This is a genomic window from Nonomuraea endophytica (genome assembly GCF_014203235.1).
Lineage (GTDB): Bacteria > Actinomycetota > Actinomycetes > Streptosporangiales > Streptosporangiaceae > Nonomuraea > Nonomuraea endophytica.
Genome location: NZ_JACHIN010000012.1, coordinates 285,645 through 306,149, shown reverse-complemented (window position 1 = coordinate 306,149; position 20,505 = coordinate 285,645). Strand labels below are relative to the sequence as shown.

General features: G+C 70.3%; 21 protein-coding genes. 10 read left to right on the top strand and 11 right to left on the bottom strand.

Annotated features, from left to right (window positions below; all coding sequences use genetic code 11):
• The first annotated feature begins 61 nt into the window (after positions 1 to 61).
• Positions 62 to 772, top strand: coding sequence for a TetR/AcrR family transcriptional regulator (locus HNR40_RS37860; protein WP_184970150.1), 711 nt, complete (start codon positions 62 to 64; stop codon positions 770 to 772).
• A gap of 68 nt (positions 773 to 840) precedes the next feature.
• Positions 841 to 1,278 carry an anthrone oxygenase family protein gene (locus tag HNR40_RS37855; protein WP_184970148.1) on the top strand — a complete coding sequence of 146 codons (438 nt, stop codon included), beginning with the start codon at positions 841 to 843 and terminating at the stop codon, positions 1,276 to 1,278.
• Positions 1,279 to 1,282: 4 nt separating this feature from the next.
• Here the strand turns inward: HNR40_RS37855 and lpdA are convergent, their stop codons facing one another.
• Complete coding sequence (gene lpdA, locus HNR40_RS37850; protein ID WP_184970146.1) at positions 1,283 to 2,662, bottom strand: dihydrolipoyl dehydrogenase; 1,380 nt, start codon at positions 2,660 to 2,662, stop codon at positions 1,283 to 1,285.
• Positions 2,663 to 2,739: 77 nt separating this feature from the next.
• Between lpdA and HNR40_RS37845 the strand changes: the two genes are divergently transcribed.
• The 6 genes from HNR40_RS37845 to HNR40_RS37820 all read left to right on the top strand — a co-directional run bounded on the left by HNR40_RS37845 (position 2,740) and on the right by HNR40_RS37820 (position 10,353).
• A complete protein-coding gene (locus HNR40_RS37845; RefSeq protein WP_184970144.1) occupies positions 2,740 to 3,390 on the top strand; it encodes a response regulator in 651 nt (216 codons plus the stop codon).
• Between the two features lie 6 nt (positions 3,391 to 3,396).
• Positions 3,397 to 4,449, top strand: coding sequence for a quinone-dependent dihydroorotate dehydrogenase (locus tag HNR40_RS37840; protein WP_184970142.1), 1,053 nt, complete (start codon positions 3,397 to 3,399; stop codon positions 4,447 to 4,449).
• 165 nt (positions 4,450 to 4,614) lie between these two features.
• Positions 4,615 to 6,717 (top strand): helicase HerA domain-containing protein, encoded by a 2,103-nt coding sequence (locus HNR40_RS37835; RefSeq protein ID WP_184970140.1) that lies wholly within the window; start codon positions 4,615 to 4,617, stop codon positions 6,715 to 6,717.
• Between the two features lie 7 nt (positions 6,718 to 6,724).
• Positions 6,725 to 8,110, top strand: coding sequence for a hypothetical protein (locus HNR40_RS37830; protein WP_184970138.1), 1,386 nt, complete (start codon positions 6,725 to 6,727; stop codon positions 8,108 to 8,110).
• On the top strand, positions 8,107 to 9,222 hold the full coding sequence (locus tag HNR40_RS37825) for a DNA adenine methylase (protein ID WP_184970136.1): 1,116 nt from the start codon (positions 8,107 to 8,109) through the stop codon (positions 9,220 to 9,222). Before HNR40_RS37830 ends, HNR40_RS37825 begins: the two co-directional genes overlap by 4 nt.
• Before the next feature lie 21 nt (positions 9,223 to 9,243).
• Entirely contained in the window at positions 9,244 to 10,353 is a 1,110-nt protein-coding gene (locus HNR40_RS37820; RefSeq protein ID WP_184970135.1) for a hypothetical protein, read from the top strand.
• 7 nt (positions 10,354 to 10,360) lie between these two features.
• Here HNR40_RS37820 and HNR40_RS37815 read toward each other — a convergent pair whose 3' ends face one another.
• The 4 genes from HNR40_RS37815 to HNR40_RS37800 are packed head-to-tail and all read right to left on the bottom strand — an operon-like array spanning position 10,361 to position 13,750.
• A complete protein-coding gene (locus HNR40_RS37815; protein ID WP_184970133.1) occupies positions 10,361 to 11,539 on the bottom strand; it encodes an ABC transporter permease in 1,179 nt (392 codons plus the stop codon).
• Positions 11,536 to 12,192, bottom strand: coding sequence for an ABC transporter ATP-binding protein (locus tag HNR40_RS37810; protein WP_184970131.1), 657 nt, complete (start codon positions 12,190 to 12,192; stop codon positions 11,536 to 11,538). Before HNR40_RS37810 ends, HNR40_RS37815 begins: the two co-directional genes overlap by 4 nt.
• Complete coding sequence (locus tag HNR40_RS37805; protein WP_184970129.1) at positions 12,189 to 13,244, bottom strand: efflux RND transporter periplasmic adaptor subunit; 1,056 nt, start codon at positions 13,242 to 13,244, stop codon at positions 12,189 to 12,191. Before HNR40_RS37805 ends, HNR40_RS37810 begins: the two co-directional genes overlap by 4 nt.
• Positions 13,241 to 13,750 (bottom strand): hypothetical protein, encoded by a 510-nt coding sequence (locus HNR40_RS37800; protein ID WP_184970127.1) that lies wholly within the window; start codon positions 13,748 to 13,750, stop codon positions 13,241 to 13,243. Before HNR40_RS37800 ends, HNR40_RS37805 begins: the two co-directional genes overlap by 4 nt.
• Before the next feature lie 89 nt (positions 13,751 to 13,839).
• On the opposite strand from HNR40_RS37800, the gene HNR40_RS37795 reads away from it, so the two are divergent.
• Both HNR40_RS37795 and HNR40_RS37790 read left to right on the top strand, forming a co-directional pair.
• Positions 13,840 to 14,484, top strand: coding sequence for a response regulator transcription factor (locus HNR40_RS37795; RefSeq protein WP_184970125.1), 645 nt, complete (start codon positions 13,840 to 13,842; stop codon positions 14,482 to 14,484).
• A complete protein-coding gene (locus HNR40_RS37790; RefSeq protein WP_312896664.1) occupies positions 14,481 to 15,614 on the top strand; it encodes a sensor histidine kinase in 1,134 nt (377 codons plus the stop codon). Before HNR40_RS37795 ends, HNR40_RS37790 begins: the two co-directional genes overlap by 4 nt.
• Positions 15,615 to 15,617: 3 nt before the next feature.
• Here HNR40_RS37790 and HNR40_RS37785 read toward each other — a convergent pair whose 3' ends face one another.
• The 6 genes from HNR40_RS37785 to HNR40_RS57520 all read right to left on the bottom strand — a co-directional run bounded on the left by HNR40_RS37785 (position 15,618) and on the right by HNR40_RS57520 (position 20,497).
• A complete protein-coding gene (locus HNR40_RS37785) occupies positions 15,618 to 16,373 on the bottom strand; it encodes a putative protein N(5)-glutamine methyltransferase (protein ID WP_312896663.1) in 756 nt (251 codons plus the stop codon).
• Between the two features lie 144 nt (positions 16,374 to 16,517).
• On the bottom strand, positions 16,518 to 17,225 hold the full coding sequence (locus tag HNR40_RS37780) for an NAD-dependent epimerase/dehydratase family protein (protein ID WP_184970123.1): 708 nt from the start codon (positions 17,223 to 17,225) through the stop codon (positions 16,518 to 16,520).
• A complete protein-coding gene (locus HNR40_RS37775) occupies positions 17,222 to 17,971 on the bottom strand; it encodes a creatininase family protein (protein WP_184970121.1) in 750 nt (249 codons plus the stop codon). Before HNR40_RS37775 ends, HNR40_RS37780 begins: the two co-directional genes overlap by 4 nt.
• Entirely contained in the window at positions 17,968 to 18,900 is a 933-nt protein-coding gene (locus HNR40_RS37770; RefSeq protein WP_184970119.1) for a Gfo/Idh/MocA family protein, read from the bottom strand. Before HNR40_RS37770 ends, HNR40_RS37775 begins: the two co-directional genes overlap by 4 nt.
• Positions 18,897 to 19,658, bottom strand: a complete 762-nt coding sequence (locus tag HNR40_RS37765) for an amidohydrolase family protein (protein WP_184970117.1) — start codon at positions 19,656 to 19,658, stop codon at positions 18,897 to 18,899. Before HNR40_RS37765 ends, HNR40_RS37770 begins: the two co-directional genes overlap by 4 nt.
• The gene (locus tag HNR40_RS57520; RefSeq protein ID WP_184970115.1) at positions 19,655 to 20,497 is read right to left on the bottom strand and encodes an NAD(P)-dependent oxidoreductase; all 843 of its coding nucleotides are present in this window, start codon (positions 20,495 to 20,497) and stop codon (positions 19,655 to 19,657) included. Before HNR40_RS57520 ends, HNR40_RS37765 begins: the two co-directional genes overlap by 4 nt.
• Positions 20,498 to 20,505 lie beyond the last annotated feature (8 nt).

Sequence of the window (20,505 nt, the reverse complement as noted above, 5' to 3'; positions counted from 1 at the left end):
ACACTGTTCTAATGACGAACGGCGTTCGTGTCAAGTACACTGTTCCGGGAGGAGGAAAAACATGACGTCAGTGCCCACCCCGCCGTGGCGCAAGTCACCCAGGCCGGTGAAGCAGCAGCTCAGTCAGGCGTTGATCGTGGAGACCGGGTTGCGGATCCTCGACGCGGAAGGACTCGACGCGCTGAGCATGCGCAGGGTCGCCCAGGAGCTCGACACGGGCCCGGCCTCGCTGTACGCGCACGTGTCCAACAAGGACGAGCTGCTGGAGCTGATCTACGACCTGGTTCTGGGCGAGATCGAGGTGCGCGAGCCCGACCCGGCCAACTGGAAGACGCAACTGCGCGAGTACGCGATGGAGTCACACCGGGTGCTGGGCCGCCACGCCGACATCGCCAGGGCGGCCATGGCCGCGGTGCCGACCGGGCCCAACGCGCTGCGGCTCGGCGAGTACATGATGGCGTTGCTGATCTCGGCGGGGATGGATCCGCGCGACGCCTCGTTCGGGGTGGACCGGCTGTCGCTCTACATCGCCGGAGACGCCTACGAAGGCTCGCAGCACTACGCGCGGATGCGCTCCAAGGGGATGAACGACCGCGAAAGCTACCTCAACAGCTTCGTCGGCCAGATCAAGGACTACTACAGGTCACTGCCGCCCGAGCGGTTTCCCATGCTCGTGACCTACGTGGACGAGCTGACCGACCCCGACGGGGAAGCCCGGTTCGAGTACGGGCTCGACCTTTTGATCGACGGCATGGCGGCCCGGATGAAGTAGACGCACTCGTATGCGATTAAGCGTTCAGGCCATGGACCGTCTCAGTGCGCGTGCGCCACGATAGTCGCATGATGACACTCGCTCTGATCACCCTCGTCCTGCACGCCGCCATCGCCGGCCTCTTCTACACCTTCTCGATGTCGGTCATGCCCGGACTCAACGCGATCGACCCCGCTCAGGCCCAGGCGGCCATGCGGAGCATCAACCGGAAGATCCTCAACCCGTGGCTCTACATCCCCTTCATGGGGGCTCCGGTCGCGGCCCTGGCGGCCGGGTTCCTCGCGGGTTCCCCGGCCGCCCTGTGGTTCTTCCTCGCCGCCGGCGTCAACTTCGTCGGCTCGTTCCTGGTCACCGTCGCCATCAACGTCCCGATGAACAACAAGCACGACGCCGGCTCGATGACCTACCCCGAGTACTCGCCCCGGTGGACCGGCTGGAACACGCTGCGCGCGGTGGCCGGCTTCGCCTCGGTCGTCCTGGTCGGCGTCGGCATCGCCTACCTGTAGACGGCTACATGTTGATCATGTGGCCGGCCAGGCCGTGGATGGCCTCCTTGACGGCCTCGCCGAGCGTGGGGTGGGCGTGGATGTTACGTCCCACCTCATGCACGGTGAGGTCCCACTGCTGGGCCAGGGTCAGCTCGGGAAGCAGCTCGGTGACCTCGGGGCCGATCAGGTGGGCGCCGATGATCTCGCCGTGGGTGTCGTCGGCGATGATCTTGACGAAGCCGTTGGCGTCGCCCAGGCCGTGGGCCTTGCCGTTCGCGGTGAACGGGAACTTCTGCACCTTGACGTCATATCCCAGGTCGCGGGCCTGGGCTTCGGTGTAGCCGAAGCTGGCGACCTGCGGCTGGCAGTACGTGGCCCGCGGCACCATCGCGAAGTCGATCTCCATCGTCTCCGCGCCCGCGATCGTCTCGGCCGCGACGACCGCCATGGCCTCCGCCGCGTGGGCCAGCATGAGCTTCGCGGTGACGTCGCCGATGGCGTAGATGTGCGGCACGTTGGTACGGCCCCGGCCGTCCACCTGGATGGCGCCCCGGTCGGTCAGCGCGACCCCGGTCTTCTCCAGGCCGTAGCCCTCGACCCGCGCCTGGAAGCCGATCGCCTGCAGCACCTTGTCCGCTTCGAGCACCTGGGTCTGCTGGTCGCGGGTGACCGTGACCTTGACCGAGGAGCCGTTGTCCTCGATGTTCTCCACGCGGGTCGAGGTGAGCACCTCGATGCCGAGCCGCTTGTAGCGCTTGGCCAGCTCCGCGGAGACCTCTTCATCCTCCAGCGGCACGATCCGGTCGAGGAACTCCACGATCGTGACCTTGACGCCGTAGTTGTGCAGCACGTAGGCGAACTCGACGCCGATGGCGCCGGCTCCGGCGATGATGATGCTGCCCGGCAGGTCCTCGCTGAGGATCTGCTCCTCGTACGTCACGACCCGGTCCGACAGCGAGGTGCCGGGGATGAGCCGGGTGGTGGCGCCGGCCGCGATGACGCAGTGGCCGAAAGTGACCGTCTCGCCGTTCACCTGCAGGGTGTTGGCGTCGAGGAACTGGCCACGGCCGTTGTACTCCGTGATGCCGTTCTTCTTCATCAGGAAGTGCACGCCCTTGACCCGGCCGTCGGCCACCTTGCGGCTGCGCTGGAAGGCGGCGCCGTAGTCGAAGGTGACCTCGCCGCTGATGCCGAAGGTCTTGGCCTCCTTGGTGAAGATGTGGGCCAGCTCGGCATTGCGCAGCAGCGCCTTGGACGGGATACAGCCCACGTTCAGGCAGACGCCACCCCAGTACTTCTCCTCGATGACCGCAGCCTTGAGGCCAAGCTGGGCGGCGCGGACCGCAGCCGTGTATCCCCCGGGTCCAGCGCCGAGAACGACGACGTCATAGTGAGTGCTCATGCGTCGGACGATACCGCCCGCCGGACCTCCACCAGGTACGGCGGTGCCAGCTCGTCCGGTCGGCCACTATAGAGAACGTGATTCGCATCCTCCTCGCCGACGACGAGGCCATGATCAGGGCGGGTATCAAGGCCATCCTCGGCGCCGACCCCGAGCTTGAGGTGGTCGCCGAGGCCGCCGACGGCAAGGAGGCCGTCGACCTGGCCATCAGCCACCACCCCGACGTGGTCCTGCTCGACATCCGCATGCCGAGGATGGACGGCCTGGCCGCCGCCGCCGAGATCCGCCGGGCCGCGCCGGGCAGCGCGGTCGTGATCCTGACCACGTTCGGCGAGGACGACTACATCGCCAAGGCGCTCGACGTCGGCGCCAGCGGATTCCTGCTCAAGTCCGGCGACCCGCGCGAACTCCTGGCCGGCATCCACGCCGTCGCCGACGGCGCCGCCTACCTCTCCCCCAAGGTGGCCCAGCGGGTCATCACCCAGCTCGCCGGCGGCCAGATGGCGCGCGGCGCCGCGGCCCGCGACCGCGTCGAGCCGCTCACCGAACGCGAACGCGAGGTCCTCGCCCTCGTCGGCGCCGGCCTTTCCAACGCCGAGATCGCCGCCAGGCTCTTCATCGTGGAGGGCACCGTGAAGGCGTATGTGAGCGCCATCCTGACCCGTCTCGGCGTGCGCAACAGAGTGCAGGCCGCGATCATCGCCCACGAGGCCGGATTGGTAGCCTGACCTGTGATGTACCGCCTCTTCTTCACGCTCGTCCTGCGCCGGTTCGACGCCGAGAGCGTGCACCACGCCACCGTCAGGGCGCTCGCCGTGCTGTCCGCGCTGCCGTTCGCCAAGCGCCTGCTGCACCGCTGGCTCGCGCCGCACGACCCGGCGCTGCGGGTCAGCGCTTTCGGCGTGCACTTCCCCGGGCCGTTCGGGCTAGCCGCCGGGTTCGACAAGGACGCGGCCTGCGCCGAGGCGATCTCCGCGCTCGGCTTCGGGCACGTCGAGGTCGGCACCATCACCGCCCACGCCCAGCCGGGCAACCCCCGGCCGAGGTTGTTCCGCCGGGTCGGGCAGGCGGCGATCGTCAACCGGATGGGGTTCAACAACCACGGCGCCGCCGCGGCCGAGCGGCGGCTGCGCCGTACGCGGGGGCTGCCGGTGGTGGTCGGGGTCAACATCGGCAAGACCAAGGTGGTGCCGGAGTCCGACGCCGCCGCCGACTACGTGGCCAGCGCCAGGCGGCTCGCGCCGCTGGCCGACTACCTCGTGGTCAACGTGAGCTCGCCCAACACCCCCGGGCTGCGGAACCTGCAGGCGGTCGAGCTGCTGCGGCCGCTGCTGTCGGCGGTGAAGGAGGTGGCTCACGGGACGCCGCGCCGTACACCTCTGCTGGTGAAGATCGCGCCGGACCTCGCCGACGAGGACGTCGACGCCGTCGCGGACCTCGCCCTTGAGCTGGGGCTCGACGGCATCATCGCGACCAACACCACGATCAGGCACGACGGCGAGCAGGGCGGGCTGTCCGGCCGGCCGCTGAAGGCGCGTTCGCTGGCGGTCCTGCGCCGCCTGCGCGCCAGGGTCGGCGACCGCCTCACGCTGGTGTCCGTGGGCGGCGTGGAGGACGTGGACGACGTGTGGGAACGCCTGCTCGCCGGGGCCACCCTGGTCCAGGGCTACACGGGCTGGATCTACAACGGCCCGTTCTGGCCCTCCCGCATCAACCGCCAGCTCAGCCGCCGCCTGCGCCGCCACGGCATGAAGTCCATCACCGAAGCCATCGCCCGCAGCGCCTGAGCACCTATTTTCCCAACATCGGGAACATTTGTTCGCCACAAACCTCCGATTAACTGACAAATCCCGAAAGAGCTATTTGCTGAAATTCGCCTATTCAAAATGAAACCATGATCCGGCATTATGAGGGCCTGAGCCGTTGGCACTACTTGCCAAGGAGGATGCCCGATGGCGGATCTCATCCCGAACGTCGGATCAGGGACCCTGCTCGAAAGAGTTCTCCTGGCCGACGATCGGGCGATCAGAATCGGGGCCATTCACCAGCTCGACTATGACCGCGCAGTGGTGATCACCCACGACCGTTGGAAGTCCGAGGTCGGCGGCATCCCCCAGTACGCATTCCTCCTCGCCACCGCCCGTGAGGTGGGCAACGGCGGCGGGGACGACGACGAGGTCCTGCTGCTACGGGTCGAGGGAACCGCGCCGCTCGCCCTCGAACGCGACCAACTCGCCGTGCGTGAGGAGGCCCTGCGAGAGGCGCTGTCCAAGAAGCACGACCCGTCGCCGTCCGCGATCCTCGACGTGGACCTCGACCCGTTCACCAAGAACCGGGTGTCCTTTACCGGCCTCGATTGCCGGATCATTGGCACTTTCTATGAGGACGTCCGCGACGGCCGACAGGTTCTTGATTTCGGACACGACGTGGATAATTTCTACGCGACCGCAACCTACCGGGTCTTCAAACCGGTCGGCGACGGTCTCAGCGCCCTTGTCTCGTTCATCAAGCCCACCGAAGACCCGGTGCAGATGGTACGCATAGGCGCCGTCCGCTTTTCCTCCACCCGGCGGCGCACGATCCTCGCAAGACAGGCCGACGTCCCGGTAAGAGTAAATATCCAGGACTTCATCGGCACCAAAACCGGCATGTTCGGGATGACCCGCATGGGCAAGTCGAACACGATGAAGACGATCGCCGCCCGCGTCTTCGCCGTCTCGGAACAGCGCCGCTCCGAGGGCAGCTCACCCATCGGCCAGCTGATCTTCGACCCTCAGGGCGAGTACGCGAACCCGAACACCCAGGACGGCACCGAACTGGCAGCGATCGGCGTCGGGCACGTCGTCATCTACAAGTTCGGGGCGGCGGCCGGCCAGGACAACGTGCGCCCGCTGGGCTTCAACTTCTTCGACCCCGAGCAGATCGAGCCCACCAAGAGCCTCATCTCCTCGGTGCTGGCCGACGCCACCGCCGACTACGTGAAGGGCTTCGTCCAGGCCGATTTCGCCGGCGCGCCCATGACCGGCGAGTCGGACGGCGACGCGGCCCAGCGCCGGGCCAGAGCGGAACGCGGCCGGCTGCTGCTCTACGGGGCGCTGGCCAAGGCCGACTTCGCCTTACCCACACAGCAAGCTGACGCGAGCGGACGGCAGCGCGCTTGGCGGGCGATGGTGACAATGCGAGGTGCGCTCGCCTCCGAGATCGAACGCGCGCTGGGCCCTGGTCACATCAGGCAGTTCCCCGGCGGCCGGGCGGTGGGCGTGGAAAGGAACTCACTGACCACCGTCATCGACTGGATCATCGCGCGGGACGAGGCCAAAGACCTGACGGGCGAGGCCCTGCGGGGGCTTCAGTCGTTCGTGTCCGGTGACGCGTGGCGCTCAGCCCTGCCCATCTACACGCAGGTCTCTCAGAACAGGCAGGTGTCCGGCTACGCCAAGCTGAAACCGCTCAAGCACTACCACTCCCCGTCGGTCCAGGCGGACTACCGTCGCGACGTCTACGGCGAGCTGCTGAACGGGCGCATCGTGATCGTCGACCTCCACCTCGGACCCGACGACGCGATCAAGAGGCTCTCCGAGCGCCTGGCCGAATACCTGATGGACCGGCAGACGAAGGCGTTCACCTCGGGCTCCGAGCCGCCCGACATCCAGATCGCGATCGAGGAGGCGCACAACCTGTTCTCCACCGACAAATACCGCGACGACCTCGACGTCTGGGTACGACTGGCGAAACAGGCCAGCAAGCTCAACATCGGCATGCTCTACGCCACCCAGGAAGTCACCGGCGTCGACCACCAGGTGCTCGCCAACACCAAGAACTGGGTCGTCGCCCACCTGAACAACGCCAAGGAGGTCGGCGAGCTGGGTCGCTACTACGATTTCAGGGCGTTCGGCGACGCGATCATCAGCCACGAGGACCGGGGCTACGTCCGGCTCAAGACCATGTCGTCGCCCTTCATCGTCCCCGTCCAGATCGACCGGTACGGCAGAGACCTGGTCAACGAGGCCCGGCTGGCCGCGGGGCTGCTCGCGCTGAGCCCGGTCCAGGGCTGAGGTCGCGATGTCCTACGAGTCCGCGGCGGGAGGCCGCCCCGAGACCGCCTCGCGCCTCGGCCACACCAACGCGATCGTGCGCGCACTGGCCGACGAGGCGCGCTTCTACGTCCCGGCGGAGCACGTGCGCGACATCGCGTGGCTCCAGCCGAAGATCCGCCACCGAAGCGAGTTGGTCAGGCCCGACGACCCCCGGCTGACCGGCGTGATCGGCGTGGACGGCTCCCTCATGGTCGTCCCCGTGCGCGACGGCCTGCCGTCCGTGCGCTACGGGTACGCGCAGGCGGCGGCCATCTGGCTCGACATCGAGGCGATGCAGGCGCAGCGTCAGGAGCGCTTCGTCGATCCGGTCGCGCTGCACGAGGCGGTGAAGTCCTCGCTGATCTCGATGGACATGCCGGTCGCCGGGGCGTACCTGCGGGAGGGGATGTCCATCCAGGAATCCTGGCGCGAGTGCGTGGACCAGCTCTTCCGCGAGAAGAAGGTCGAGGTCAACCGGCTGGATCAGAGCCTGCTGCAACTACTCATGCTCCTGCACGGCCGCCCGGGGGAACCGGCCATCACCATTCCGGTGGACTGCCCGCGGCAGGAGTGCCGGCGGGCCGATGTCGCGGTGCCGCAGGCGGGGCGGATCTGTCCCGGGTGCGGGCACCTGCTCTGGCCCACCGACTGCCTCCGGATCTACGAGGAGGTCATGGAGGACGGTGAGAACAGCGGCGCGCTGGGGCGGCTGATGCAGGTCGTGGAGTTGCTCGTCCTGGTCGGCCTGTCCACGCTGCTGTGGCAGCAGTCCCGCACGGAGCTGTTCGCCTCGACGCTTTTCATCGTGGACGGGCCCATGGCCGTCTACGGGCCGCCGGCCAAGCTCCGGGCGCGAGCGCTCACCTACTTCCAGCACATGACCTCGACCGCGGGGCCGTTCATCTGCGGCGTGGAGAAGTCGGGCACGGCGGTCGACTACGCCCGCACGCTGGTCCGGCACGAGGTACTCAAACCCGGCGACCTTCTGGTGGTTGACGCCGACGTCCTGGCGAAGATGACCAACGCCGGCAATCCGCTCGCCTACGGCTCGGAGACCTACTGGGGGCGCAAGTTCTTCTACCGCTCGCTCGACGGGCGGGTCGTGGTGATCACCGTGCTGCCCGCCTCGGGTGCACCCTACGACGATCGTGGCGGGCAGCCGGATCCGGCGGCGTATCCCTCGCTGACGGCCGTTCTGGACGTCGTCGACCGGACCGGGTCGTCCATGTACCGCGATGGGCTCATCCCGGTCGCGCTCGCCCACTCGAAGGCTGCCTATCCGATCGGCGTGGGAACGGACGTCCTGCGGCTGGTCGCCAAGCAGAAACTCGGCCTGCGGGACGGGTCAGACGACGGGTCAGCGCCGCGATGAGCGCGACGGTCTCCGGCCGGATCGCGCCAGGGAGCGCGCCGCAGCAGGTCGGCACGTCTCCGCGAGGCGTCGGCGAGGTCGCTGCGCTCGACGGGCCGGACCCGGCCGGTATCCGGTACCTGTCGCCACTGCGCTATCCGGGAGCCAAGTCCGGGCTGTCGGCGGCCATCGGCGAGTTGGTCGCCTCCGCGTCGCGGACCCTGGGCCGGCCGAGCCTCTTCGTCGAGCCGTTCGCCGGCGGCGCTTCGACCTCGCTCAAGCTGGTGAGCGCGGGTCTGGTGGAGCGGGTACTGCTGGCCGACGCCGATCCACTGGTCGCGAGGTTCTGGCAGGTCGCCGCCGCCCACACCGAGTGGCTCATCGACCGGATGCTCGACGAGCCGGTCACGCTTGAGCGTTGGGACTACTGGCGCTCGTGGCGGCCGAGGTCCGGCGACGACCGGGACGTGGCGGTGAAGTGCCTGTTCCTGAACCGGACGACCTTCTCCGGCATCCTGCACGGGCGTGCGGGACCGCTCGGGGGCAGGAAGCAGGAGAGCGCGTACGGAATCGGCTGCCGGTTCAACAAGGAAGCCCTGGCCGAGCGGCTGCGGGTCATCGGCAGGCTGTACGCCAGCAACCGCATCGTGGACGTCTGGTGCAAGGACTGGCGGGCCACGCTCGACGACGTCACCGAGTGGTACCCCCAGCTCCTGCCTGACCGGGTCATCTCCTACCTGGACCCGCCCTACATGGACAAGTCGCCGAAGCTGTACGGCCGCTCGTTCGACCCAGGCGGCGGCTACGCCCCGCGGCCGGGCTCCTGGCAGGACGGGCTCGCGCACCACCGCCTGGCCGAGTACCTGAGACGGCAGGCCCAGCACCGATGGATCCTCTCCTACGACAACCACCCCGAGCTCACGACCGACCCGGCGCTCTACGCCGCGCGCCGGATGACGCCGGCCGGCGAGATGCTCGGCATCCGGGCGTGGCGGATCTCCCGCCGCCTGGTCGACCTGCACTACAGCGTCTCCAGCAACGTGCGCGACCGGCGCAGGGAGCTCCTGCTGACCACGCTGCCCCCGTCCCGCGTCCCGGCCAACGACCGGTTCATCCCCCTCGACGGTTCGTAACCGATCAGGAAAGGTCGCGCCTTGCCACCGATCCAGGAGCTCAAGCAGAACCTGCACTATGCCCGGCAGATCGTGCGGGGCGGGCGACTGCTCGCGGGCCTGGGGGTCAGCTCCTTCGACGTGGACGACCTGTACCGGGCGGCGTGGGTCCAGGCGGTGGCGGCGCTCGACCACTGGGCGCACGAGGAGATCTATCACCGTGCGGTGGCCATCGCCCAGCGGCCCGGCGACTCGGGCAAGCCCAGGAAGTTCCTGAACTTCGAGATCCCGATGAGGTTGGTCGAGGAGGTGAACATGGGCTTCGTCTCCTGGGAGACCGGATTCCACGATCAGCTGAAGAAGTCGCTGGCGCACCGGGCCTTCCAGAACCCGGCCAAGATCAAGGAGGGGTTCTCCCTGGTCACCGACCTGCAGCTGTGGGATGAGGTGGCCAAGGTGCTCACCGCCCATCGCTCGGACGGAAGGCGCGTGGTGGCCAGGGAGCTGATCCACCTGCTCACGACGGTCGCCAACCGCCGGAACAAAATCTCTCACGAAGCCGACCGCGATCCCGACCAGCGCGGCGCGAAGATGGCCATCGACGCCGACGCGGTCCAGGAGGTCATCGACCTGCTGGAGACCGTGGCCGCGGCCATCGTGGAGGCGCTCGACCACGAGGCGGCCCTTCCCGCGCCGCAGCCGGCGCCGGTGCTGCCGATGCAGAACACTTCGGCCGCCGAGCTGGCGCAGCGTTTTGACACGCTGCTCAGCCGGCATCAGGAAGCTCCCGCCGTCCTGGCCATTCTTGATCGCTGGACCAAGCTCGGCGGTTCGGTCACCTACAGCGACGGAGACACCTCCTGCCTGCTCATCCTCGACGGCGAGGACTTCGACTACTGGGCCGTCGCCGTCCACCCGTTCTCCGGGAAGATCCACATCACGTTCGACCAGCTGAGCCGGCGGCCGCCGTTCGACGACGTGGCGCTCCGGCGGGAGCTGCGGCTCCAGGTCAACGACATTCCCGGGGTGGCGCTGCCGGACGACAGCGTCAACGGCCGTCCGGGGTTTCCCATTGCCGCCCTGCACGGCCCAGGGACTGATCGGCTATGGGCCGCGCTGGAGTGGTTCGCTTCCCAGGTGCCGCGTGAGTGAGCCATCGCTAGGCCGTCAGGGCGACCGTCGGGGACAGGCGGGCGGCGCGCATGGCCGGGTAGATGCCGGCGATGGTGCCGATGAGGAGGGTGGCGGCGACGGCGCCGCCGATCGCCCAGGGCGGGACCACGGGCGGCCAGTTCTGGGAGACGGCGTAGCCGACCGTGGCCACGGTGCCCAGGAAGGCTCCCACCACCCCGCCCAGCGCCGACAGCAGCAGCGATTCGGCCAGGAACTGGATGCGGACCTGGCCTCTCGTCGCGCCCAGCGAGCGGCGCAGGCCGATCTCCTTGCGGCGTTCCAGGACCGAGATGACCATGGTGTTGGCCACTCCCACCCCGCCCACCAGCAGGGCCACCGCGCCCAGGCCCAGCAGCAGGTTGGTGAAGGCGCCCGCGGCGGCGGCCTTGGCGGCCAGCGCGTCGGAAGGACGGCTGACCTCGACCTCGTTCGGGTTCTCCGGGTTGACGGTGCGGGGCAGGGCCTCGCGGACCGCGCCGACCGCCGCGTCGTCGGAGCGCTCGTAGATGCTGGTCGGGTGGCCGTCGAAGCCCAGGTACTTCTCGGCGGCCGGGAAGCCGACCAGCGCGGAGCGCTCGATCTCGGGGGCCAGCGGCATCGGGCCGAGGATGCCGAGGACGGTGAACCAGCGGTTGCCGATCCACACCCGCACGCCGGTCTTGGTGATGCCGAGCCGTTCCGCGGCCTTGGCGCCGAGCACGACGGCCGGCTGGCGGCCGGTGGCCGCGTTGAGCCAGGCCCCCTCCACCACGCTGCCTTCCAGGGTCTTGAGCAGCGAAACCGTCGCAGCCTGTACGGCGATGCCCCCGGTGACCGCCTCCGGGATGTGGCTGGTCCTGCGCACGCTCGTCTTGACCGCGCCGGTGGCCCCGGCGGTCTGCACGTGCTCCATGCGCTCGACCATGCCGGCGGCGTCCTCGGGCAGCTGGGACTGCTGGCCGAAGAGCGTCTGCCCGGCCGAGACCGTGAGCATGTTGGTGCCGAGCTGGTCGAGCTGGCGCAGCAGTTGTTCCCTGGACGACGACGAGATCCCGATGACCGCGATCATCGTGGCGATGCCGATGGCGATGCCGAGCGCGGACAGCACGACCCTGGTCGGACGGCTGCGCAGGCCGGCGGCGCCGACCCGGAAGACGTCCGACGGGCTGAGCCTGGCGGGCTTCATGACACGGCTCCGTCCCGCACCTTGACCTGGCGCGGGCACCAGGCGGCCACGTCCATGTCGTGGGTGATGATCGCGATGGTGGTGCCGGAGGCGTGCAGTTCGCCGAGGATGCGCAGGACCTCGGCGCCGGAGGCGGAGTCGAGGTTGCCGGTCGGCTCGTCGGCCAGGAGCAGCGGCGGGTCGCCCGCCACCGCCCTGGCGACGGCCACCCGTTGCTGTTCGCCGCCGGACAGCTGGTTGGGCCGGTGGCCGAGCCGGTGGCCGAGGCCGACACGTTCGAGCGCGGCGGCCGCCTTCTCGCGGCGCACCCGCCGGGGCGTGCCGGTGTAGAGCAGGCCGTCGGCCACGTTGTCCAGCGCGCTGACGCCGGGCGCCAGGTGGAACTGCTGGAAGACGAAGCCCAGGTTCTTGGCGCGCAGCGCCGACAGCTCGCGGTCGCTCAGCTTGGAGACGTCGTGCCCGGCGATGCGCACCATCCCGCTGGTCGGCCGGTCGAGCGTGCCGATCAGGTTGAGCATCGTGGACTTGCCGGAGCCGGAGGGCCCGACGATCGCGACCAGTTCCCCGTAGTCGACCTTGAGGTCGACGCCGCGCAGCGCGTGCACGTCGCCGCCGTAGGTCTTGGTCACCTCGCGGAGCTCGATGACGCTCATGCCGCGGGCACCCCGACCTTCATGCCCTCCGCGAGGCCTGATCCGGTGACCTCGACCCGGCCGCTGCCGAACGCGCCGAGCTCGACCGGCACGACGCGGCTGCCGGAGCCCTCGACGACCTCGACGCCGAAGCCGCCCTCGCGGGTGGCCAGCAGCGCCTCGACCGGGACGGTCAGCACGCCCTTGACCCGCTCGCTCTCCAGCTCCACGTCCACGGGCGCCTGGTCGAGCTTGGTCTTGGGCTTCTTGTTCAGGGTGATGTCCAGATCGATGGTGGTCGTCTTGTCGTCGTCGCGGCCGGAGGTCTGGGCGACGGTGCCGACCTCGGTGATCTTGCCCTTGACACGTTCGCCGCCGGGCAGTTCGACGGTGACCTTGGCGCCCTTCCTGGCGAGATGCTGCTCGTCGGTGTCGAGGTCGACGTGGACGAGCCGCTGGGTGCCGGTGACCTTGAGCGCCTCCTGGCCGGGCATGGCCTTGCGGCCGACGGTGGCCTTGACGTCGCCGACGCGTACCTCGCCGGGCTGGAAGACCACCTGGGTGGCGTCGACCTTGCCGGTCTCCTCCAGGTTCCGGTCCTCCTGCCATTCGAGGACGGCCAGGTAGGTGGCGTAGGTGAACTCGTCGTCCACGGTCAGGTCGTCGCCGTAGCCGAGCGCCTTGAGGTTGCGCTCCAGCTGGGTCACGTCCGGGCCCTCGACGCCGCGTTCCAGGGTGCGGTAGAGGGGGAGCTTGCCGTACATGAGCGTGACGGGCTTGCGGTCCACCTTGAGCAGGGAGCGGCCGCGCCTGATCAGCGCGCCTTCCTCCGGCACCCAGGTCACGGTGCCGCTGGCGTCGGTGGTGATGGCGCGCTCGTCGTTGTAGGTGAGCGTGCCGTCCACGGTCTGGGTGTCGACGAGGTCCTGCTTGGTGATCTCCGCTGTGGCCGGCGCGGGGGCGCGGGTGGGCGCGGCCGTTCCGGTGCCACTGTCACTCAGTACGGCTGTCGCCGTCCACGCGGCGGCCGCGCCCACGAGCGCGACCGCCGCTGCTGCCAGGAGCTTTCTCACGACTGCTTCTCCACGCCCGGCTGGAACTCCTTGCAGGCCTCCTGGGCCTTCTTCATCTTCTCTTCGTCGCCGGGCCCGCCGGTCATCATGATGCCGCCGTTGGCCGTGGGGTCGGGGACGTTGATGCCGTTCTCCCGCATGCACTGGGCGAACTTCACCATCTGGTCGCGGCGCTTCGGGTCCATGGCGCCGCCCTGGTCGCCCATGACGCCCTTGAGGTGCTTCTGGCACTCCTGTTGCGCCTTCTCGACCTTGGAGCGGTCGGTGCCCTGGCCGACCTTGAACTGGATACGGCCGTCCTCGGCCGGGTCGTCCATCTCGACCCCGTTCTCCCGCATGCACTGGGCGAACTTGAGCTGGGCGTCGCGGGCGTTGCCCGACGGGCTGGCTGAGGCGCCGGACTTGGGGGCGCCGGTGCCGGCGGCGGTGGTGGTGGAGCCGGTGGAGCCGCAGGCGGCGAGTGCCAGGAGCATGGCCGCTGCGGCCGGAATGAGGCGAAGGTTCATGGCACCGCACTTCATCGGAGCGGGTGCTAAACGCGGATAAGCCGCCGGACTTACTCCCCGTTAACACCACATCAAGGAGTCTGTGCAGCATGCGGGTGCTTGTCGTGGAAGACGAGGAACAGATGGCCGACGCCATCGCGCGGGGGCTGCGCCTGAACGCGATGGCCGTCGACGTGGCCTACGACGGGCAGGAGGCGCTCGATCTGGCCTCCTACGTCGACTACTCCGTCATCGTGCTGGACCGGGACCTGCCCGAGGTGCACGGGGACGACGTCTGCCGCGAGCTCATGTCGCGCAGCCGGATCATCATGCTCACCGCCGCCGGTCAGTTGCACGACCGGGTGGACGGGCTGACGCTCGGCGCCGACGACTACCTGGTGAAGCCGTTCGCGTTCGCCGAGCTGGTGGCCAGGGTGCGGACGCTGGCCCGCCGTACGGGGCGGGTGAGCGCCCCGGTCGTCGAGCGGGCGGGCATCCGGCTGGACCCGGCCTGCCGTACGGTCACCCGCGACGGCAGGGACGTGAGCCTGAACCGCAAGGAGTTCGACGTGCTGCACGAGCTGCTGCGCGCGGACGGCGAGCTGATCACCTCGACCGGGCTGCGCAGGAGCGTGTGGGACGAGTTCGCGGAGAGCGGCACGGGGGTGCTGCGCGTCACGCTGACCTCGCTGCGCAGGAAGCTCGGCGCGCCCAGCGTGATCACGAACGTGCCCGGCCAGGGGTATCGCCTGTGAAACGGCTGGGGCTGCGCATGCGGCTCACCCTGATCTACGGCGGACTGTTCTTCGTCGCCGGCTCGGCACTGTTGTGGATCACCTACCTGCTGACCGCCCGCTCGCTGGACGCGAAGTTCGTCAAGGTCCTCGGCGCCGGGCCGCCGCCCTCGGCCAGCGCCCAGCCCAAGGAGGCCGTGTTCTTCCAGGCCCAGGTCCAGGCCCAGGCGGAGGTGGGGCAGCGCGCGGACAAGGCGCTCAACGAGATCCTGCAGTGGTCGGTCAGCGCCATGGTGATGATCGGGCTGGCCGCGGTGGTCATCGGCTATCTGGTCGCCGACCGGGCGCTGAAGCCGCTGAACAGGGTGACCGAGACCGCGCAGCGCCTGTCCGAGAGCACGCTGCACGAGCGGATCGCGCTGGAGGGCCCGCCGGACGAGGTCAAGCGGCTGGCCGACACCTTCGACGCGATGCTCGGCCGCCTGCACCGGGTCTTCGACGCGCAGCGCAGGTTCATCGCCAACGCCTCGCACGAGCTGCGCACCCCGCTGGCGATCAACCGGACGGTGCTGGAGGTGTCGCTGGAGGAGCCCGAGGCCTCGCCCGACCTGAAGGCGCTGGCCAGGGCGCTGCTCGGCACCAACGCGCGCTACGAGCGGCTGATCGAGGGCCTGCTCCTGCTCGCGCAGTCGGAGCAGGAGCTGACCACGCGCAAGCCGGTCCAGCTGGAGCGGGTGATCCGCACCGCGCTGGAGCTCACGCCGGCCAAGCGGGGGGTGACGATCCACGAGGACCTGCGGCCCGCCGTGGCCGAGGGCGATCCGCTGTTCCTGGAGCGGTGCGTGTTCAACCTGGTGGAGAACGCGATCAAGTACAACGTCCGCGACGGGCAGGTGTGGATCACCCTGCGCGAGTCGTACGGCGGCGGCGGAATCATCACCGTCGAGAACACCGGCCCGGTGGTCTCCCCGTTCGAGGTGGACGACCTGTTCGAGCCGTTCCGGCGCAACGGCGACCGGGTGCAGTCCGGGCGGGGCGCCGGGCTCGGGCTGTCGATCGTGCGGGCGATCACCGAGGCCCACGGCGGCACCGTGACCGCCAAGCCCCGCGCCGAAGGCGGGCTCTCGGTGGCCCTGCGCCTGCCCGCCTGACCGTCAGGGCAACTGGCCGGTGACCACCGTCGCGTGGAACTCCTCCGAGCGCAGCACCCGCGCCTTCAGCCCGCTGTCCGTGACCGCCTCGACGGCCCGCTCGGCCTGGCGCTCGCTGGTCTCGAACAGCAGCAGCCCGCCGGGCGCCAGCCAGCGCGGCGCGCCCTCGGTGACCCGCCGCAGCACGTCCAGGCCGTCGGGGCCGCCGTCCAGCGTGACCCTCGGCTCGTGGTCCCTGGCCTCGGTCGGCAGCAGGGCCAGGTCGGACGTCGGGACGTAGGGGACGTTGGCCAGCAGCACGTCCACCCGGCCGCGCAGCCTCGGAGGCAGCGGGTCGAACAGATCGCCCAGGTAAACGTTCTCGCCCAGGTTGCGGCGCGCGCAGGCGACCGCCGACGGGTCGACGTCGGCCGCGTGCAGTTCGCCGCCGGTCAGGACGGCCAGGGCCGCGCCCATGGCGCCGGAGCCGCAGCACAGGTCGAGGATCACGCCGGGGTCGGGGACCAGGGCGGCGGCGCGCCGTACCAGGAACTCGGTACGGCGGCGCGGCACGAACACGCCGGGATCGATCCGCACGCGCAGGCCGCAGAACTCCGCCCAGCCGACGACCTGCTCCAGGGGAAAGCCCTCGGCCCGCCTGGCGACCATGGCGGACAGTTCGCCGGGGTCGGCGGCGGTGGAGAGGATGAGCTCAGCCTCGTCCTCGGCGAACACGCAGCCGGCGGCACGGAGCTTGGTGACGACTTCTTCGGGTGACACAGAAACGCCTCTCGGGATTACCGGCGGGCGTCTCCGAACATGTCTGGTGAGAACGCCCGCGTCTCGGTTGCGGAAATCGGTCTCACCTCCTCGAGTCGTTCACAGGATATGACGCTTTAAGGATAGAGGGACGCCAACGGCCGGTCACCGGCGGGCGGCGGGACTCCATCCGAGGTCGCGTTCGGCCGGTGTCCAGTCGAGGATCCGCCGCTCGTGGTCGCCGGTGATCGTGTACGCGGCGAAGCCGGGCCGCGGGTGGTCCAGGGCGGCCAGGAAGGCGGCGGCCACGTCGCTGCCGGCCGTCATCACCGGGGAGACGTCCGGCGCCAGCCACTCGTCGTCGCTCATCGGCCCGACCAGGCGCAACGCGGTCGCGGTCAGGCCGTGGGCGGTGACGGCCGCGGCGCACACCTGCTCACCCAGGCGCTTGCTGAGGCCGTAGGCGTCGGTGTTGTCGGGCTCGGGGTCGGTGGTGTAGTCGCGGGACTGGTAGTCGGCGAAGACGGACATGCTGCTGGCGTAGACGACGTGCCGGACGCCGGCCGCCACGCACGCCTCGACGGTCAGGTAGAGGCCGGTCACGCTGACGGTGAAGTGGGTACGCGCCCATTCGAGGCCGTCGCGCCAGCCCGTCTTCCTGCCCATGGCCAGGTAGACGAGGGCGTCCTGGCCGTCGGCCGCCCGCTTCAGCGCGGCCGGGTCGGTGACGCTGCCCTCGACGAACTCCACGTATCCGACGGGCTCGGCGGGCGGGCGCAGATCCAGGACGCGCACCGTGTGGCGGGCGGCCAGGGCGGGCAGCACCAGCGCGCCGACCGCCCCGGAGCCGCCGGCGACCAGGACGCGCATCATTCCTCCTCGGCGAAGGCGCGGGCGAACTCCAGCGCCCGGCCATAGGCGGTGTCGACGATCTTGTGGCCCATCTCGGGCGTGGCCAGCCTGGCGTCGCCCAGCGCGCCCGTGGCCGACAGGCGGTGGTAGGCGAGCGCCAGGTCCACCCTCGGCGCGGGCGGGGCGGCGTGCGGGAGCACCGGCAGCGGGTCGGCCGGCGGGCCGATCCGGTCGGCGCGTACGAGGTGCGGCGCGAGCACCATGGCCACCGAGGTCTCGCCTTCGCAGGCGTGGCCGTAGCGTTCGCTGCCCATGAGTTCGGCGATGACGTCGCCGGCCAGGCCCGCCCACATCACGTGGGCCATCGTCACCTGGTGGTCGCGGCGCAGGACGCGGGCGGCCAGCCGTACGGCGTCGACGTTGCCGCCGTGGCCGTTGACCACGAGGACCTTGCGCACGCCCGCCTCGGCCAGCGACTCGGCCAGGTCGCGCAGCAGGGCCAGCAACGTCTCCGGCCGCAACGTCATCGTCCCGGGGAAACCCAGGTGGTGCTCCGACAGCCCGTACGGCACGCCGGGACACAACACCGCGTCGGGACCGAGGTCGGCGGCGAGCCTGCGGGCGAACGCGGCGGCGATGGCGAAGTCGGTCTCCAGCGTCAGGTGCCTGCCGTGCTGTTCGGTCGCGCCGATCGGCAGCAGTGCCAGCCTGGCCGTGCGCAGCGCCAGCGCGGCCTCATCGGCGACCATGGCGGCGAGTTCGTTCATCGTGCTCCCCACTCGTGCAGCACCCGCGTCGCGGGCAGGATGTCGGCCGCGGAGCAGCCGGGCGGCCGTCCGTGGGTGATCGCGTCGAGGAAGTCGGCGTCCTGGCGGGCCAGGCCGTCGGCTTCCATCCGGTCGCCGCAGTCGAGCAGGACCGTGCCGTCGTGCTCGCGCAGCAAGCCGCCGGACAGGTGCAGGGTGCGCTCTTCCCCGATGACGGTCAGCTCGCGGGCGGGCAGCCGCGAGTGGTAGGACAGCGCGATCGTGGCCAGAGCGCCGCCGGGCGCCCGCAGCACCGCTCCGGCGTCCATGGGCGGCCCACCCTGCCACGGCTCGCCACGAACCCCGTACACATCGGCCCGTTTTGCGCCGAGTAGCCATAGCGCGGCGTCCACGGTGTGCGCGCCGTGGTGCCAGAGCACGTCGTCGGTCCAGTCGCGGGGCCGTCCGCCCATGCCGGTGTCGTCCTGGCGCAGCATCAGCGTGCGCGCCACCACGTGCGTGACGCTCAGCCTGCCCCGCTCGATCTCCTCCCGCATGCGCAGGTACGGCAGGCAGAACCGCAGCGTGTGCGCCACCGCGACCTGCCTGCCGGTGGCGCGTGCCCGCTCGGCCACCGCCTCGGCGTCGGCCAGGCTCAGGGCCAGCGGGATCTCACACAGCACGTGCAGGCCGGCGTCGAGCGCGGCCAGGGTCTGCGCGGCGTGGTGGGCGTGCGGGGTGGCGATGACGACCGCGTCGAGACCGGGGTGGGCGTAGAGGTCGTCGGCCGTGCCGTACACCTGCTTGATCCCGAAGCGCGCGGCGAACGCGGCGGCCCGCTCGCGGTCGGGACCGGCGACGGCGGCCAGGTCCGCGCCGGCCGCGGTGAGGGCGGCGGCGTGTTGCTCCGCGATGGCGCCGGGGCCGACGATGCCCAGCCGGGGCGTCATCCGCCCATGCCGAACAGCGCGGCCGATGCGCCGCCGAGGATCCAGCGCTTGTCCTCGTCGGTGAGGTAGGGGCGCTCCAGCACGTGGTTGATCGCGGACTTGTAGTCGCCGGGCGCGGGGTCGGGACGGTTCCAGTCGCCGCTCCAGGTGATGCGCCGGGCGCCGTAGGCGGCGACCGCCTCGCGCAGGAAGGGGTCGGCGTCGGGGTGCGGGTACGGCCGGCCGCTGTTGGCGTGGAAGCCCGCCCACATGGTGTGGACGAGCGGGCGTTCGGCCAGCGCCAGGAAGCCGCTGAAGTGGGCGGGGTCGGCGTCGGGGTAAGTGGTGAAGCCGAGGTGCTCCAGCCGTACCGTGAGGCCGGGCACCTCGTCGAGCAGCGTGGCGAAGGCCGGGTCGGCGATGTCGGCGAGCGGGCCGCGCACGCTGGCCACGAGCCCGGCGGCGGCGATGGCGCGCCACAGCGCGTAGGGGTCGGGGCCGGGTGAGCGGGTGGCCGCCCACAGCCGCACGCCCTTGACGTGGGGGGAGGCGGCCAGGCGGGCGACGTGCGCGGGCGCACCGTGCGTCTCGGTGTCGACCATGGCGATGACCGCGAACCTGCCCGGGTGGGCCTCGGCGCAGCGCAGCAGGTAGGAGTTGTCGGTGTTGCCGACGAACTGCACGAGGACGGCGGCGTCGACCTCGGCCAGCTCCGGGAGGTAAGCCGAAATTTCGGGATACTTCCAGGTGCCTACGTGCACGTGCGAGTCGATGATCATTCGGCCGCCTTGATCAGCGCCTGCGTGCCCCGGTCGCCGCCGTGGACGGCTCTGACCCGCTCGGCCACCTCGATCACGTTGGCCAGGCCAGACAGCTCCAGCCCGCCCCCTGCCTCGCCCGCCAGTGTGAGGTCCTTGATGAAGTGGTCGAGCTTGAAGCCCGGCTCCAGGTCGCCCGCGCGCAGCTTGCCCCACAGGAAGTCCAGCAGCGGTGAGCCGGCGACGCCCGGCCGTACGGAGGCCAGGACCTTCTCGATGTCGAGCCCGCCGTGCTCGGCCAGCGCGTACGCCTCGCAGGCGGCCAGCGTCACCCCGGCCACCAGCGTCTGGTTGACCAGCTTGGCCAGTTGCCCGGCGCCCGGCCCGCCGTGATACACCACGGTGCCGGCGACGGCCGCGAGCACCGGCCCGATCCGCTCCAGAGCCGTGGCATCACCGCCGACCATCACCGACAGCGTGCCGGCCTGGGCTCCGGCGGGGCCGCCGCTGACCGGCGCGTCCAGGACGGCGACGCCGCGCGCCGCGCCCCGGCCGGCCAGGTCCCGGGCCAGGGCCGGCGAGGAGGTGGAGCAGTCCACGGCGACCAGATCCGCCCCCGCGTGCTCGAAGACCTCGGTGTAGACCCGCTCGACGTCGGCCGGGTAGGGCAGCATCGTGACCACCACCTCGCTGCCCGCCACGGCCGCGGCGACCGAATCGGCGACCTCGGCTCCCCTGGAGGCCAGGTCCGCTGTCCTGGCCGCTGTCCTGTTGAAGACCGTGACCTGGTGGCCCGCCTCCAGCACGCGTCGTGCCATCGGCTCGCCCATCAGTCCGGTGCCTATCCATGCCACTCGCACGGCCCCGA

Coding starts and splice junctions, on each gene's coding strand:
- HNR40_RS37860 (WP_184970150.1), top strand. CDS start 62: ATGACGTCAGTGCCCACCCCGCCGTGGCGCAAGTCACCCAGGCCGGTG.
- HNR40_RS37855 (WP_184970148.1), top strand. CDS start 841: ATGATGACACTCGCTCTGATCACCCTCGTCCTGCACGCCGCCATCGCC.
- lpdA (WP_184970146.1), bottom strand. CDS start 2,662: ATGAGCACTCACTATGACGTCGTCGTTCTCGGCGCTGGACCCGGGGGA.
- HNR40_RS37840 (WP_184970142.1), top strand. CDS start 3,397: ATGTACCGCCTCTTCTTCACGCTCGTCCTGCGCCGGTTCGACGCCGAG.
- HNR40_RS37835 (WP_184970140.1), top strand. CDS start 4,615: ATGGCGGATCTCATCCCGAACGTCGGATCAGGGACCCTGCTCGAAAGA.
- HNR40_RS37830 (WP_184970138.1), top strand. CDS start 6,725: ATGTCCTACGAGTCCGCGGCGGGAGGCCGCCCCGAGACCGCCTCGCGC.
- HNR40_RS37825 (WP_184970136.1), top strand. CDS start 8,107: ATGAGCGCGACGGTCTCCGGCCGGATCGCGCCAGGGAGCGCGCCGCAG.
- HNR40_RS37815 (WP_184970133.1), bottom strand. CDS start 11,539: ATGAAGCCCGCCAGGCTCAGCCCGTCGGACGTCTTCCGGGTCGGCGCC.
- HNR40_RS37810 (WP_184970131.1), bottom strand. CDS start 12,192: ATGAGCGTCATCGAGCTCCGCGAGGTGACCAAGACCTACGGCGGCGAC.
- HNR40_RS37800 (WP_184970127.1), bottom strand. CDS start 13,750: ATGAACCTTCGCCTCATTCCGGCCGCAGCGGCCATGCTCCTGGCACTC.
- HNR40_RS37795 (WP_184970125.1), top strand. CDS start 13,840: ATGCGGGTGCTTGTCGTGGAAGACGAGGAACAGATGGCCGACGCCATC.
- HNR40_RS37780 (WP_184970123.1), bottom strand. CDS start 17,225: ATGATGCGCGTCCTGGTCGCCGGCGGCTCCGGGGCGGTCGGCGCGCTG.
- HNR40_RS37775 (WP_184970121.1), bottom strand. CDS start 17,971: ATGAACGAACTCGCCGCCATGGTCGCCGATGAGGCCGCGCTGGCGCTG.
- HNR40_RS37770 (WP_184970119.1), bottom strand. CDS start 18,900: ATGACGCCCCGGCTGGGCATCGTCGGCCCCGGCGCCATCGCGGAGCAA.
- HNR40_RS37765 (WP_184970117.1), bottom strand. CDS start 19,658: ATGATCATCGACTCGCACGTGCACGTAGGCACCTGGAAGTATCCCGAA.